The sequence below is a fragment of the Lentzea fradiae genome (assembly GCF_900100955.1).
In the GTDB taxonomy this organism is placed as follows: domain Bacteria; phylum Actinomycetota; class Actinomycetes; order Mycobacteriales; family Pseudonocardiaceae; genus Lentzea; species Lentzea fradiae.
The window spans coordinates 354238-367259 of record NZ_FNCC01000008.1; the positions used below are offsets into that span (position 1 = coordinate 354238).

Below are 13022 nucleotides of genomic sequence, written 5' to 3' on the forward strand. Positions count from 1 at the left end.
CACCCGCTCCGTCCGGGTGCTACCGGCCGTCGTCCCCGTCGGGGTAGGGGTTCTGCATGAGCGCGAGCGTCGCCCCGGCCGGGTCCTTGATCAGCGCGAAGGCGCCCGGCCCCGCGCCCGCGGCGGGACGCACGACCTCACCGCCCCGCGCCGTCACCTTCTCCAGGCTGGCGGGCAGGTCGTCGACCGCGACGTAGGTGATCCACTGCGGGGGCAGGTCGGCGTTGCCGCCCGCCTTGCGGCAGACGCCCGCGACGGGGTTGCCGTCCGGCGCCAGCATCATGTAGTCGTCGTACGCGCCCATGCCCAGCGGCTCGGGCTTCCAGCCGACGACCTCGGCGTAGAAGTCCCGGATGCCGGGGGCGTCGGGGACGGTCAGGTCGAGGCCCACGATCGTGCCCGCCCGGTTGCGCTTGTCAGCCATCGGAAACCTCGCTCACTTGCCCGTGTTCTCGGCCCACCACTGGGACCACCGCTTGTCGAGCAGGGAGTACGCGTCGTCGTCCAGGCCGTAGGTGCTCAGCAGCGCCATCGACGTGCCGGACGGGTCGGTCGAGGAGGGGCCGGTGCCCGCGATGACCAGCAGGCCCTCGCCCCACGAGTCGACCGTGAGACCGAGCTGGTGCTCGGAGCGGAACCACACCTCGCCCTCGACCGCCTCGCCGGCCAGGGTGGCGGTGTAGCGGCTGCCCGGCTCACCGGCCGAGTCCAGCGCGAGGCGTTCGACGACGGTGCCCGAGTAGGTGTCGCGGTTGCCGAAGAACAGCGTGCGCCGCTGCTCGCCGGGCTTGCGCTCCAGGGCGAACCGCAGCTGGTGCAGGAACGAGGTCCAGCCCTCGGTGACGTCGTCGTAGTAGGCGTCCCACTCGGCGTCGCCGCTCAGCGGGGCGCGGACCAGCGTGATGAGGACGCCGTCGCTCTCCTCGGTGATCTCGAACCGGTCACCGCCGTTGGGGACGAGCGTGTGGTTCGCCTCGTCCTCGACGACGTCGGTGAAGTAGATCGAGTCGAGCTCGGCCTCCAGCTCACCGGACTGCCACGCGTGCCACTGCCTGATCACGTCCTTGTCCCGCAGTGCCCGCCAGGCGGCGTCGACCGTCGTCGCCACCCGGACCTGCAGTCGCGGGGTGTCGGTGGCCTGGACGTCACTCATCGGTTCTCTCCCTGTTCGTTCGGCTTCTCGGTCGGTTTGGGGGTCGGGTGACCGCCGACCACGACCCGGTAGGGGCGACCGCCCCTGGTGTCGTACCGGGCGGCGATGTCGCGCAGCGCCGAGGTCAGCTCGTCGGTGAAGCCGTGCACGTCCGCGGGGCTCGCGAACCGCACCTCGGCGTCGGCGGTGAAGGTGAGCAGCCGCTTGCCCGTCTCGTCCGCCTTGACCTGCATCTTGGCGACGTCGCGGACGGTCGCGGCGGCGACCTCCACGAGGTGCTCGGCCGCGTACTGGTCGTGGACCAGGCTGAGCCGCTCCGGGGCCGCCCGGTCGTGGTCCACCACGGTCGGGTCGACGACGACGGCACCCGGCCTGGCCCGCACGATGCGTTCCACGAACCCGCGGCGCCTGCGCTCCTCGACCAGCTCGACGAGGCCCGCCGCCTCGAGCGCCCGCAGGTGGTAGTTCACCTTCTGCCGCGGCAGGCCCAGCGCCGCCGCGAGCTGGGTGGCGGAGGCCGGTTCGCGCAGGCTGGCCAGCAGCTGCCTGCGCAACGGCGCCAGCACGACCGCCACCGCGTCCGGCTCGCCGAGGTAGTTGATGCCACCGCCCATGACGTCATCGTTCAATTGACAATTTCATTTGTCAAATGAGGTCACACGTTCGGAGGAACCGGCCGAAACGGACAGATCAGCGCACGACGACGAGGTGCTCGCGGCGGGGGACCAGCTCACCGACCACCGGCGCCCCCGGGATCTCGCCCGCCAGCAGCAGGCCCCCGGACGTCTGCGCGTCGGCCAGCAGCACGGCGGTGGCCTCGTCGACGGCGTCCAGGTCGGCGTGCGGCCGGACCCACTCCAGGTTGCGCCGGGTGCCGCCGCTGACGAAGCCGTCCCGCACCGCCTCGCGCGCCCCGTCGAGCAGCGGTACGGCCGCGCTGTCGATCACCGCGGTCAGCCCGCTCGCCCTGGCCAGCTCCAGGGTGTGCCCGAGCAGGCCGAAGCCGGTGACGTCGGTGCCGCACCGGATCCCGGCGGCCACCGCGGCCCGTGACGCGCCCGCGTTCAGCGTCACCATCGCGGCCACGGCGTGGGCGAACACCTCGCCCGTCGCCTTGTGCCGGGTGTTGAGGACGCCGATCCCCAGCGGCTTGGTCAGCGAGAGCGGCGTGCCCGCCACGCCGGAGCTGTTGCGCAGCAGGCGGTCGGGGTGGGCGATGCCGGTGACGGCCATGCCGTACTTGGGTTCGGGGTCGTCGATGCTGTGGCCTCCCGCGACAGGGCACCGCGCCTGCGCCGCGATCTCCGCCCCGCCGCCCAGGACCTCGGCGGCCAGCTCCATCGGCAGCGTCGCGCGCGGCCAGCACAGGAGGTTCACCGCGAGCACCGGTTCCCCTCCCATGGCGTAGACGTCCGACAGGGCGTTCGCGGCGGCGATCCGGCCCCAGTCGCGGGCGTCGTCGACCACCGGCGTGAAGAAGTCCACAGTGGACAGAACGGCGCGGTCGCCGTCCACCCTGATCGCCGCCGCGTCGTCCCCGGTGCCGACCAGCAGGCCGGGGAACGCGGGGACGGACCTGGAGAGGAGGTCCTCCAGCTCGCCGGGAGGGATCTTGCACGCGCACCCGCCACCGGCGGCGCTCTCGGTCAGCCTGGGGAGGTGCAACCTGGAACCGTCAAGCCTGGGAAGGGTCATGAGCCGACCTTGGCAAGCCAGGAGAAGCCGGTGTTCCGCTGTCTTGCCGATCCTGGAACGCGCACGGGGAGGCGTATCCGGTCTGGTGTCCGGCGCGGTCTTCAACACCGACGGGCGGCAGGACCTGCCGCCGGCGGGTTCGATTCCCGTCCGCCTCCGCCACAGACGACGGTGGAGGCTGCATGACGCGGCGGAGCATCCCGGGCACCGGGGCCCTGCTCTCCTCCTCGCCGTTGCGCGAGGCCGTGGCGGTGCACGGGCGCACGGCGGTCAAGGCGGCGATCCACAAGGCCCAGCAGGAGGCTCGCGAGGGCCGCCTGAGTTCCGAGGACGTCGCGTCGGCCGCGTTGGCCGCGCTCAGCCGCCTCGTCGCACGGCCGGTGCTCAACGCCACCGGCGTGCTGATCCACACCAACCTCGGCCGCGCACCGCTGTCCGAGGCCGCCCGTGCCGCGCTGTCCGCCGCCGCGGGGTGGACGGACGTCGAGTTCGACCTCGCCACCGGACGCCGTGCCGCACGGGGCAGGGGAGCCCTCGCGGCCCTGGGCGAGGCCGTCCCCGACGCCGGGGCGGTCCACGTCGTGAACAACAACGCCGCCGCCCTCCTGTTGTGCGCCTTGGCGTTGGCGCCGGGACGCGAGATCGTGATCAGCAGGGGCGAGCTGGTCGAGATCGGCGACGGCTTCCGCATCCCCGAACTGCTGACCGCGGGCGGAGCGAGGCTGCGCGAGGTCGGCACCACCAACCGGACCACCGCCCGCGACTACGCCGCCGCGATCGGGCCGGACACCGGGTTCGTGCTGAAGGTGCACCCGTCGAACTTCCGCGTCGAGGGCTTCACCTCGGCCGCGAGCGTGGCGGAGCTGGCGGGCCTCGGCGTGCCGGTCGTCGTCGACATCGGCTCCGGACTGCTCGCCCCCGACCCGAGGCTGCCCGGCGAGCCGGACGCGGCCTCGGCCCTGCGTGCCGGTGCGGCCCTGGTGACCGCGAGCGCCGACAAGCTGCTCGGCGGACCCCAGGGCGGGCTCCTGCTGGGCGACCGGGACCTCGTGACCACGCTGCGCCGGCATCCGGCGGCACGGGCGCTGCGGGCAGGGAAGCTGGTGCTGGCCGCCCTGGAGGCGACGCTGCGCGGACCGCTGCCACCCGTCGCGGAGATGCTGTCGGCGGACGCGGACTCCTTGCGGCGCAGGGCTCACGCGGTCGCCGCGGCGGTGCGGGGCGCCGAGGTCGTCGAGACGGACTCGGTGGTGGGCGGCGGCGCCGCGCCGGGGGTGCGGCTGCCCAGCTTCGCCGTGGCCCTGCCGGAACGGTTCGCCGCGGCGCTGCGCGCGGAACGGGTCGTGGGACGGGCCGAAGGCGGCCGGTGCCTGCTCGACCTGCGCACGGTCGACCCGGCCGACGACGAGGCGCTGGTGCGCGCGGTCCTCGCGGCGGGCGACCCGCGGTGCCGGTGATCGTGACCGCCGGGCACGTCGACCACGGCAAGTCCACCCTGGTGAAGGCTTTGACGGGCAGGGACCCCGACCGCTGGGCGCAGGAACGGGCCCGCGGCATGAGCATCGGGCTCGGCTTCGTGTGGACCCGGCTGCCCGGCGGCGCCGAAGTGTCCTTCGTGGACGTTCCCGGCCACCGCAGGCTGGTGTCCACGATGCTCACCGGAGCCGCTCCCGCCCCGGCCGTGCTGTTCGTCGTCGCCGCGGACGAGGGCTGGTCCGCCCAGTCCGCCGAACACCTCGCGGCCCTCGACGCCCTGGGCATCGCCCGCGGCGCGCTGGTGGTCACCAAGTCCGACCGCGCGGACCCGCGTCCCGCCGCCGCCGAGGCCCGCCGGGAGCTGGCGGGCACCTCCCTGTCCCACCTCCCGCACTTCGCGGTGAGCGCGGTGACCGGTGCCGGGATGCCGGAGCTGCGCGCGGGCCTGGACGCCGTGGTGGCGGGTCAGGACGAGGCGGCGGACGACAACGCGGACGTGCGGCTCTGGGTGGACCGCTCGTTCACGGTGGCCGGTGCGGGCACCGTCGTCACCGCCACCCTCGCGGCCGGGTCGCTGCGCCTCGGCGACCGGCTTCGCTGTGCGCGCACCGGTGCGCTGCTCCGGGTGCGGGGCTTGCAGGTGTGCGAACGCCCGGTGGCCGTCGCACGCCCGGTCCGCAGGGTGGCGGTGAACCTGGCGGGCGGCCGTGTGGACGTGCGTCGCGGCGACGCGCTGCTCGCACCGCCGGAGGTCTGGCGTCCGGTGGAGGAGTTCGACGTCGTGTGGTGTGGCGGTGCGCCGCGCGCTTCGTCGCTGACGTTGCACGTCGGCACCGCGGGCGTGCCCGTGCGGGTGCGCCCGCTGGGACCGGGGGCGGCGAGGCTGCGGACCGCGAGCGAGGTGCCGGTGCGGCCCGGTGACCGCGTGTTGCTCCGCGACCCGGGAGGCACCGGGCCGCCGGTGGGGGCGGTGGTCGTCGACGTGCGGCCGCAGGAGCTGACCCGGCGGGGCGCGGGCGCGCGCCGAGGCGCGGAGCTGGCGGCCCTGGCCGGGCTCGCCACCACCGTGCCGCCGCAGCCGGGCGCCGTGCCGCCGCAACCGGGCGCCGCACCACCACCGGCCCCAGCCCACCGGCACGCGCCGCGCCTGGACCCGGCCCAACTCGCCGCCGATTTGCTGAGGCGTGAGAAGTTCCTGGCCGCGGAAGCCTTCCGCTCCGCCGGGCTCCCCGTCACCGGACGGCCGGTCGCGGGAGGCCGGTACGCGGACCCGGCCACGTGGGAGTCGCTCGCCGGGCAGGTGCCGCGCGAGGTCGCGGACTGGTGCGCCGCACGGCCGCTGGCGCCGGGTATCCCGTTGCCGGTGCTCGCCGACCGGCTCGCGGTGCCGTCGGCGGAGGTGGCCCGCGAGCTGGTGCGGGCCGCCGGTCTGCCGGTGGAGGACGGTGTCGTGGTGGGGCGTCTCGCGCTGCCGGAGTCCGTCGAGAGAGGACTCGCGGCGATCGCGAAGTCGTTGCGGCGAAACCCCTTCCGCGCTCCCGAGTCACATCACCTGGCACGGGCGGGGCTCGGTGCGGCCGAGCTGGCCCGTGCGGTCCGGGCGGGCCGTCTGCTCCTCCTCGCGCCCGGCGTGGTGCTGCTGCCGGGGGCGGACCGGCTGGCCGCCGAGGTGCTGCGGGGGTTCGCCGGTTCCTTCACCGTCAGCCAGGCGCGCCAGGCGTGGGACACGACGCGCCGCACCGCCGTGCCGCTGCTCGAACTGCTGGACCAGGCGGGGGTCACCCGGCGCCGGCCGGACGGCGCGAGAGAGCTCACATAGGCATTTCCGGGCGTTTTTACGCTCGATTGCTCGATTGCCGCACCGCATTGACTGCGGCCGTGAACCCGGCTTTAGTGGAGACAGCGTTGAAGAGCACCCCGGAATCATCCGCTCATCCGGGATTAATGGCCTCAACGTGGTTCTCCAAAGCGGAAATGGATCGTCGAGTAGCTGGCCGGTGCGCTCTTGTAGCTGGTCAGGGCTAACTGGCGGCCACCGTTAGAGCCAATGTTGCTGATCGGTTCGGAAAGGATGACCAGCATGGCACTTGAGTCTGTCGATCTGGGACAAGTAAGCGGTGCAGAAGCACAGGCTCCTGTCTGGGATCACTACCTCCAGGGCGACCCCGCACGTCTCAACAGTGATTTCGGCGAGTTCCTCAAGCGGACCGCGATCCGGCTCGACGTCCGCACGGACGACCAGGTCGCACAGGAAGCGCTGAACCACCGGGACCCGATGATCCGGGAGCAGTCGCTGTTCCAGTACGTGGACCGCGGGCTGCCGGGCGCGGTCGACCTGCTCACCGAGGCGGTGAAGACCGACAGCGTGCGTGAGGTGCGCTGGAACGCGCTGTGGGCGCTGGAGAAGATCGGTGGCCCCAGGGCGCTCAAGGCGCTGCAGAGCTTCATCAACGACGACGACGCCGACGTCGGCGAGTGGGCGCGGCTGTTCGCGTCGGAGCTCACCACGGGTGTGCCCTCGTTCGACAGCCGCTCCTGGAAGCAGGACCCGGACCGCACGTTCGACGAGACGATCCTGCTCAACATCGACGTCGACGTCTACGTGCGGCTCGACGACACCGGCCGGCACTGGGGCAAGATCTCCCTCGCGCCCCAGGGCCTCGCGCGGAGCTACGGCCAGGCGCACGCCTGCCCGAACTCGGCGACGCGCGACAGCCAGCTGGTGATCAGCAAGAACCTGGCGGGCCTGCACGACGACGGCACGCCGCACGTGGAGAACTTCCTGTTCCGCGGCGTGACCAACCACGCCAGCGCGGGCCGGGGCAGCTTCTTCTTCGAGTCGCGGGGCCTGCGCCCGATCTTCCTGTCCGGCCAGGCGGACAACGACTCGCTCGGCCACCGCAACGAGATGGTCTCGGCCAAGCGTTCCGGCGAGTGGACCACCGACCCGCTGATGGAGGTCGGGGGCAAGCCCGCGATCCGCTACGTCCGCGGTTCCGTCCAGACGTGGGGCTACATCAACTTCGAGACGATGCGCGGCAGCTCGCTCGAGGAGATCCTGTTCCCGGGCAACAGCATCCTGGGCACGCTGGACACCCCGACCGGCCCGATGGCCAACGCCTACATCACGGGTACGTTCAAGGGCAAGCTGGTCGACTGGGACGGCGACGGCAAGATCGACGTCAACTCGCTCGACATCTACTCGACGCACGACGCCGAGGTGGACATGAACCAGGACAACATCGCGGACGAGCCGGGTGTGCAGTTCTGCACCCGCACCGGCTGGATGAACTCCTGACCCGGCACCTGTGAAGCGGGGTGAGCGGTTTCGACCGCTCACCCCGCTTTTTCGGCTTGCGGGACCGCGTCGGGGTCAGGTCACCCGATGGCGGGAGTCGAGTGGGAGATGCGCAGAACGCGCCGGCGTGCGAGCGACAGCAGCGGCCGGGTGAACTCGACGGGCGGGTCGAAACGGCGCTGCCTGCGCAGTGCGACCTGGAACGGGTGGCGGCACCGGCCGCCTGCGACGGTCACGGGGGTGTAGCCGAACCCTATCCGGCCGAGCACCCCGATCGGGGCAGCGAGAACGTCGCGCACCGTCGAGTTGGGACCGACCGCGACGGCGATCGGCTCGTAGTCACCGTCCGCGACCGGGGGAAGAGCGACCAGCCGGTTCGTCTCGACGGCGTGGAACACCGTGGGCAGCTCCTGCGGGCGGTTCATCCGGAAGAGCCCGAGCAAGGCGTTGCAGGGCTCGCCGTGGAGGCTCGTGACCGTCCCGATGGGTCCGGCGGCCGCCGACGGCGCGGGGCCCGTCTCGACGAGCTCCTCCACGGGAATGTGCCCGATCTGCTCGACCACGCACCGGAACCGCCGCGGCGACAAGCCGGTGAGCTTGCCGAACTGGCTGATGAACGTCCCGAGGCTGGAATAGCCGATCGAGGTGCACACGTCGGTCACCGTCTTCTGCGTGACCAGCAGCAGCCGGCGGGCCTCCGCCATTCTGAGCGAGGTCAGGAACCGGGCGGGCGTGGTGGTGGTGACGTCGCGGAAAACGCGGTGGAAGTGAAACGGGCTCAAAGTACCGGCGCGTGCCACGTCGCTGAGCTGGATCGGCTCCGACAAGTGTTCGATCATGTAGTCGACCGCCTTGGCTACCGACGTGATCCGGGCGGCTCCGGTGCTCTCGGCCAGACATCGGCCGACAGTGGAGCACAGTCCGATCTTGTCGCACTTGAGGCAGTTCGCCTCTGTTCGCCATTGGATTGCTGAATGGCCTTTCAAGGTGAGTCTCCTACCCCTTTGTCAGAGCCCCGAACAAAAACCCCCAGCCGCAGATGGCTCCACCTGCGGTGAATGTGCGGCACCTGTCCTGCGTGTCGGGCTGCTGGGTCAGGAGTACCGGCAGCGGAGTGAGAGTCTCGGCTATGTGGTCGGGACTGAACAGATTCCGGACGACGGTTGGCCCTCTTCTTTGTTGTCATCCTGAGCTAACCCTCTGTGACCGTGCGGAGGTAGTCGCGATCTTGCTATTTGTCAGATTTGTGGCGATCAGGAAGTAAGGGCTGCTCGCCCGTTCGGTCGGTATGGGGCCGGGGTCGATCAAAGTGATGATCTTCATTCGCCCTCGCATGGAATCACGGCTTGCGAACGTTCGTTCTGGTCTTTTCGGGCTATCTCCAAACAGTTCACCTGACCCACCGTAGCAACGAAAAAGCCCAGATGCGCCGTCAGAGTGACGCACTGGGCAGTCTCGTTGGATCTTTTGGGTGTCATCCCTTGTAATGACTACACTGCGGTGATCTTTCCGTCGTCTCCGAGCAATACGGAATGAGTGCCGGTGGGGAGTGTGATCTGGCCGGTCCGCGGCCCTGAGGGAGTGAGCCAGCTGATCGTGTATTCAGCCCGTTCGCCCGAACCCGTCGCGAAGAAGAGCTCGGTCGAGGAGACACCTGTGTGCCCATTCGCCGGAAAAAGCTGAGCGCGTTGTACCGGCTGGTTGTCGGCCTGCGCGACGACCTGCGCGCCAATGGCCGGGGTGGTCGCGCCGCCGCTCGCCGGCCGCCGCAGGCTCAACACCGTCTGACGAGGTTGCGAGGTCGAGGTGTTGAGCAGCAGCCGGGAGTCCTGCCACTGATTGGCGACCAGGGCGTCCGGCCTGCCGTCCGCGTTCACGTCGCCGATCGCGAGGCCGCGGGTGTTGTCGGAGGCGTCAAGGTGAAGATGTTTCGCCAAGTCGGCGTAACGGCCCGTCGACGTTCGGGCCCAAAACGGGTTGTGGTCGTCTCCGGAGAGATTTGATTCGGGTCCGAAACGTGGCCACGCGGCCGGGTACTTGAGCAGCTGGTCATTTCCGAGCGCCAATTCCTGCAACAGCGCCCAATGCCATTTCTCGCCTTTCAGGAATCCGGTCGCCTGCATGATCTCGTCGGTTCCGTCGCCGTCGAAGTCGGCGGTCTTGATATCCCATCCCCAGCCGCTGCGGGCCAGTCCGAGCTCTTCGCTGCGGTCGATGAACGGAACGTCCCCGGACAGCAGGTCCGTGCCCGGACCGGTCGGGGTGAACGCGAAGTTGCTCTCCTGCAGACCCCATTGCGCGGTGATGTTGCTGACCAGCATCGTCGGCATCTCGGCGCCGTCCGGATAGGTGAACGCGACGCCCATGCCCTTGAACGAGTCGTGCCCGAGCACCGTCGACTTGGGTGACACGAGGTCACGGGTGGCCTTCACGGTGCGTAGCCGGACCTGGCCCGGCGTGGACAGGTTGACCATCAGGTGGTCGGGGCCGAAGTCCTCGGCCTGGTAGATCTCCGGCAGGTGGTCGCCGGTGAGGTCCTGCAGGCCGATCGCCAGCGTCCACGCCTGCGACGCCTCCGGTGGCAGGGCCGCGCTCGCGTCGGTCCACTCGGGGGCCTGGTCCGCCCCGCGCGGCCGGGACAGCAGCAGCCGGTTCGTGCCGCCGTTGAGCGCGCGCGCCATGCTGTCCTGCATCCGCATCCGGTCGTCGGGACCGGCGTCCGGGTCGAGGACCTTGGCGTTGTCCGGGAAGTAGTTCGCCACCAGCAGGTCGAGGTTGCCGTCACCGTCGACGTCGCCGAAGTTGAGGGTCGTGGAGTTCCACACCTGCCGCGGCTCGATCAGCTCCACGGCGCGGAAGCCGTCGCCGGTGTTGAGGAACTGGACGGGGGAGCGGCCCCAGTAGTGGACGACGTAGTCGGTGTCCCCGTCCACGTCGAGGTCGACCGGCACGCACCCCATGGGGGCCATGGTGTCGTCGTAGTCGCTGTCGGGGACGAGGACCCGCGGGGTGAACCGGTCGCCGGTGCCCGGCGCGGGGAAGAGCCGCACCGAGTCGTCGCGCGGGTCGACCAGGCAGACGTCGTCGGACCGGCCGTTGCCGTCGTGGTCGGTGAGCCCGACCGCGGCGCCGACGGCGGAGATCCAGGCCCGGATGTGCTCGACGTCCGGACCGACCTGGCGCATGCTGCGCGCACCGGGAGGGGCCTCGTTCAGGGCCTGGGAGGTGAACCCGTACCGGGAGGCGAGGTCCGCCGCCTCGGTGTCCGAGAGCTCCGGCCGGGCGGTGGCGAAACCGGTGGCGGTGACCAGCACGGCCGCGACCACCGCGGGCAGCAGCCGCGCGGTTCGTGACTTGGGGACCGTTGGTGAAGTCATGGCGTTGTCTCCGAGGTGAGTTGTCAGACGTGCCGGGCCGCTCGTTCGCGGATGAGGTGCTGCCACTGGCGGTAGCCCGCGATGTCGAGCTCACCGGCGGACACGACGTGCGCCGCGGACACCGTCCACTCGACGGCCTCCTCGACCGGCACGCCGGCCAGCTCGCGCACCCCGACGGCGGTGTGCTCCGGCACGTGTCCCGCCGCGCCCCTGGCCCCCGCCGCGAACGCCGCCCCCTGCGCGAGGGCTGCGCGGTTGGGGCCGGTCAGCGAGGTGAGGTCGTCGAACGCGATGTCGTCCGCGCCGCCCGCGTAGCAGACGGCCAGCCCGACACCGGCCCACAGCTCGGCGTGCGCCTGAGGCGGGAACGTCGCGATGCGCCGCCGGATCGCGGCGGCGTCGGCGCACTCCGCGAACCACAGGGCCCGGCCGACGCCCTGGTGCAGCACGGTGTGCGAGGGCGCGTCGGACCACGACTTCCTGCGGAACCGCTCGTTCCACCCCTTGCCGCGCAGGAAGGTCCTGGCGAACCCGGCGCCGTCCAGGGTGAGCCAGCGCAGCAACGGGTCGAGGTTCGCGTGCCGCAGCACCGCCGAGGGCGGGGCGATCAGGCCGACCCAGCCGGCGCCGACGTGCATCAGGTGCGGGTAGCGCTCACCGGCGAGGGCGAACAGGTCGTCCAGCGTCGAGTTCTTCCTGCGCCTCAGCAGGAGGTCGTGCGCGGCAGCCGCGAACGCGGCGCCCTCGTAGGCGAACCCCTGGTCGTCGAGGGGGAGCGGGTCGAGGCGGAACGCGAGCTCGCCCACGCCGTGCCGCCGCAGCATGTTGTAGCCCGTGAGGAAGGCGCCCGCCCGGCGTTCCAGCAACGCTCTCGCCGTCGCGTTCTCGGTGCGGAAGCCCCGTTTCTCGAAGTCCGCCAGCCAGGACGGCAACGGCGGCAGTACCCGTGTGCTCATGGGATCTCCCTGAGTTTCGAGATGGGGGTGACCAGCCGGCGGGTCCACAGCCCGAGCGCCGCGGCGAGCACACCCACCAGCGCGGCCGTCTGCTCCGCGGTGAGGTCGAGGAGCCCGAAGGCGACCGCGAGGTTGACCAGCGCCAGGAACGTCGCCTGCACCAGCACGGGTTCGCGGCGCAGCAACGCGATCACGAGTCGCCCTGTGCGGGACGCCGCGCCGTGAACCGCCCGTAGGACAGCTCCCGGCGGATGAAGCTGTCGAGGTAGAACTCCGTCGACTCGCACCAGTGCTGGTACTCCTCGGGAGTGCAGACCTCCTGGATCGCCCGCTGCCGCACGGTCAGCGCGCCGGAGATGATCCGGAAGCAGTCGACGGCCGCCGCCGAGATGTCGGTGTACTCGATGTCGACGAAACCCAGGTGGCTCAACAGCTCCGCGGTGTCGGCGGGCTGCGGGAGCGGGCGGATGCCGTCGTACTCCCAGACCGTGCCGCGCACCCGGTCGCTCAGGTCGCGACCGGTGAGGGTGTCGGCGAACACCAGGTGCCCGCCGGGCCGCAACGCCGCGTGGGCCACCGCGAGCGCGTCGCCGGGGTCGTTCATCAGCGCGAGCGAGTCGACCGCGACCACGAGGTCGTAAGCCTTGTCCGGCATCCAGGTGTTGACGTCACCGCGCAGGTAGCGGACCCGCTTCTGCACGCTCGTCGGCAGCTGCCGGTGCTTGAGCCTGGCGTGGTCGAGCTGGGAGGAATTCAGCTCGATGCCGGTGATGCGGCAGTCGAAGCGGCCGGCCAGGTAACGGCACACCTCGCCGGTGCCGGAGCACAGCTCCAGCACGTCGTGCCCCGCGCCGAGGCCGAACTCGGTGCCGATGCTGTCGAGCAGCGCGGCACCGGCCATGTTGGTGAACTCCCGGCCCTCGTGCACCGGCTCGTACACCGCGAGGTGCCACAGCGCGCCCGCGGCGGTGTCGTAGATCTTGTTCTGGGCGGGCAGGGAGGCCGACAGCCGGTCGGAGTCGGTGGAGTTGCCGGTCATGCGAGATCTCTTTTCGGGAAGGTGGGCT

General features: G+C 71.2%; 13 protein-coding genes and 1 tRNA gene. 4 read left to right on the top strand and 10 right to left on the bottom strand.

The window, feature by feature from the left end:
• Positions 1-19: 19 nt before the first annotated feature.
• From BLT23_RS21145 to selD, 4 genes are all read right to left on the bottom strand, one after another.
• The gene (locus BLT23_RS21145) at positions 20-424 is read right to left on the bottom strand and encodes a VOC family protein (protein WP_090051526.1); all 405 of its coding nucleotides are present in this window, start codon (positions 422-424) and stop codon (positions 20-22) included.
• A 12-nt stretch (positions 425-436) separates the two neighbouring features.
• Positions 437-1153, bottom strand: coding sequence for an SRPBCC family protein (locus BLT23_RS21150; RefSeq protein ID WP_090051527.1), 717 nt, complete (start codon positions 1151-1153; stop codon positions 437-439).
• On the bottom strand, positions 1150-1782 hold the full coding sequence (locus BLT23_RS21155; RefSeq protein WP_245744073.1) for an ArsR/SmtB family transcription factor: 633 nt from the start codon (positions 1780-1782) through the stop codon (positions 1150-1152). The genes BLT23_RS21150 and BLT23_RS21155 overlap by 4 nt, the downstream gene beginning before the upstream one ends.
• A gap of 61 nt (positions 1783-1843) precedes the next feature.
• A complete protein-coding gene (gene selD, locus BLT23_RS21160) occupies positions 1844-2848 on the bottom strand; it encodes a selenide, water dikinase SelD (RefSeq protein WP_090051529.1) in 1005 nt (334 codons plus the stop codon).
• 67 nt (positions 2849-2915) lie between these two features.
• Between selD and BLT23_RS21165 the strand changes: the two genes are divergently transcribed.
• The 3 genes from BLT23_RS21165 to BLT23_RS21175 all read left to right on the top strand — a co-directional run bounded on the left by BLT23_RS21165 (position 2916) and on the right by BLT23_RS21175 (position 6143).
• Positions 2916-3010, top strand: a tRNA-Sec gene (locus BLT23_RS21165).
• A gap of 20 nt (positions 3011-3030) precedes the next feature.
• Positions 3031-4305: an L-seryl-tRNA(Sec) selenium transferase gene (gene selA, locus BLT23_RS21170; protein ID WP_090051530.1), complete on the top strand. Its 1275-nt coding sequence runs from the start codon at positions 3031-3033 to the stop codon at positions 4303-4305.
• The gene (locus BLT23_RS21175) at positions 4296-6143 is read left to right on the top strand and encodes a selenocysteine-specific translation elongation factor (protein ID WP_090051531.1); all 1848 of its coding nucleotides are present in this window, start codon (positions 4296-4298) and stop codon (positions 6141-6143) included. Before selA ends, BLT23_RS21175 begins: the two co-directional genes overlap by 10 nt.
• 131 nt (positions 6144-6274) lie before the next feature.
• Here BLT23_RS21175 and BLT23_RS42070 read toward each other — a convergent pair whose 3' ends face one another.
• On the bottom strand, positions 6275-6406 hold the full coding sequence (locus BLT23_RS42070) for a hypothetical protein (protein ID WP_281248868.1): 132 nt from the start codon (positions 6404-6406) through the stop codon (positions 6275-6277).
• Here BLT23_RS42070 and BLT23_RS21180 point away from each other — a divergent pair.
• Complete coding sequence (locus tag BLT23_RS21180; RefSeq protein WP_090051654.1) at positions 6405-7622, top strand: HEAT repeat domain-containing protein; 1218 nt, start codon at positions 6405-6407, stop codon at positions 7620-7622. The two genes, BLT23_RS42070 and BLT23_RS21180, sit on opposite strands and share 2 nt — an antisense overlap.
• Before the next feature lie 80 nt (positions 7623-7702).
• On the opposite strand, the gene BLT23_RS21185 is transcribed toward BLT23_RS21180, so the two are convergent.
• From BLT23_RS21185 to BLT23_RS21205, 5 genes are all read right to left on the bottom strand, one after another.
• A complete protein-coding gene (locus BLT23_RS21185) occupies positions 7703-8461 on the bottom strand; it encodes a helix-turn-helix domain-containing protein (protein ID WP_218133812.1) in 759 nt (252 codons plus the stop codon).
• Between the two features lie 651 nt (positions 8462-9112).
• Positions 9113-10999, bottom strand: a complete 1887-nt coding sequence (locus BLT23_RS21190) for an FG-GAP repeat domain-containing protein (protein ID WP_090051533.1) — start codon at positions 10997-10999, stop codon at positions 9113-9115.
• 23 nt (positions 11000-11022) lie between these two features.
• Positions 11023-11955, bottom strand: coding sequence for a DUF1702 family protein (locus BLT23_RS21195; protein ID WP_090051534.1), 933 nt, complete (start codon positions 11953-11955; stop codon positions 11023-11025).
• Positions 11952-12149 (bottom strand): hypothetical protein, encoded by a 198-nt coding sequence (locus BLT23_RS21200; protein ID WP_090051535.1) that lies wholly within the window; start codon positions 12147-12149, stop codon positions 11952-11954. Before BLT23_RS21200 ends, BLT23_RS21195 begins: the two co-directional genes overlap by 4 nt.
• Positions 12146-12994, bottom strand: coding sequence for a class I SAM-dependent methyltransferase (locus BLT23_RS21205; RefSeq protein ID WP_176946849.1), 849 nt, complete (start codon positions 12992-12994; stop codon positions 12146-12148). Before BLT23_RS21205 ends, BLT23_RS21200 begins: the two co-directional genes overlap by 4 nt.
• Positions 12995-13022 lie beyond the last annotated feature (28 nt).

What these genes read in the sequence shown, in the direction of transcription:
- selA (WP_090051530.1), top strand. Translation starts at nt 3,031, where the DNA reads ATGACGCGGCGGAGCATCCCGGGCACCGGGGCCCTGCTCTCCTCCTCG.
- BLT23_RS21145 (WP_090051526.1), bottom strand. Translation starts at nt 424, where the DNA reads ATGGCTGACAAGCGCAACCGGGCGGGCACGATCGTGGGCCTCGACCTG.
- BLT23_RS21190 (WP_090051533.1), bottom strand. Translation starts at nt 10,999, where the DNA reads ATGACTTCACCAACGGTCCCCAAGTCACGAACCGCGCGGCTGCTGCCC.
- BLT23_RS21195 (WP_090051534.1), bottom strand. Translation starts at nt 11,955, where the DNA reads ATGAGCACACGGGTACTGCCGCCGTTGCCGTCCTGGCTGGCGGACTTC.
- BLT23_RS21180 (WP_090051654.1), top strand. Translation starts at nt 6,405, where the DNA reads ATGGCACTTGAGTCTGTCGATCTGGGACAAGTAAGCGGTGCAGAAGCA.
- BLT23_RS42070 (WP_281248868.1), bottom strand. Translation starts at nt 6,406, where the DNA reads ATGCTGGTCATCCTTTCCGAACCGATCAGCAACATTGGCTCTAACGGT.
- BLT23_RS21205 (WP_176946849.1), bottom strand. Translation starts at nt 12,994, where the DNA reads ATGACCGGCAACTCCACCGACTCCGACCGGCTGTCGGCCTCCCTGCCC.
- selD (WP_090051529.1), bottom strand. Translation starts at nt 2,848, where the DNA reads ATGACCCTTCCCAGGCTTGACGGTTCCAGGTTGCACCTCCCCAGGCTG.
- BLT23_RS21150 (WP_090051527.1), bottom strand. Translation starts at nt 1,153, where the DNA reads ATGAGTGACGTCCAGGCCACCGACACCCCGCGACTGCAGGTCCGGGTG.
- BLT23_RS21185 (WP_218133812.1), bottom strand. Translation starts at nt 8,461, where the DNA reads ATGATCGAACACTTGTCGGAGCCGATCCAGCTCAGCGACGTGGCACGC.